This is a genomic window from Pseudomonas sp. 2822-15 (genome assembly GCF_002742515.1).
Taxonomy (GTDB): Bacteria; Pseudomonadota; Gammaproteobacteria; order Pseudomonadales; family Pseudomonadaceae; genus Aquipseudomonas; species Aquipseudomonas salomonii.
In genome coordinates this window covers 1-265 of the sequence record NZ_LJRY01000331.1, presented here as the reverse complement: position 1 = coordinate 265, position 265 = coordinate 1, and the positions used below count along the sequence as shown (strand labels likewise).

The 265-nt window shown below is 36.6% G+C and carries 1 pseudogene; it reads left to right on the top strand.

Annotated elements, in window-relative coordinates:
• Positions 1 to 74 precede the first annotated feature (74 nt).
• A pseudogene (locus AOA59_RS28295) lies at positions 75 to 265 on the top strand (30S ribosomal protein S14); the annotation flags it as partial.

Genomic DNA, 265 nt, shown 5'->3' with positions numbered 1-265 from the left:
GATCATTTTTTAGTTATGATATATTTACAACATAAAACGTAATAATTACGATTTAAATAAAGGAGTTGTATATAGTGGCTAAAAAATCAATGGTAGCAAAAGAAAGAAAACGACAAGCACTAGTGGCGCAATATGCTGAGTTAAGAAGAGAATTAAAGGCTAAAGGGGATTATGAAGCATTACGAAAACTCCCCAGGGACTCCAGTCCTACAAGGCTTACGAGAAGATGTGAAATGACAGGAAGACCAAGGGCAGTCCTTCGGAA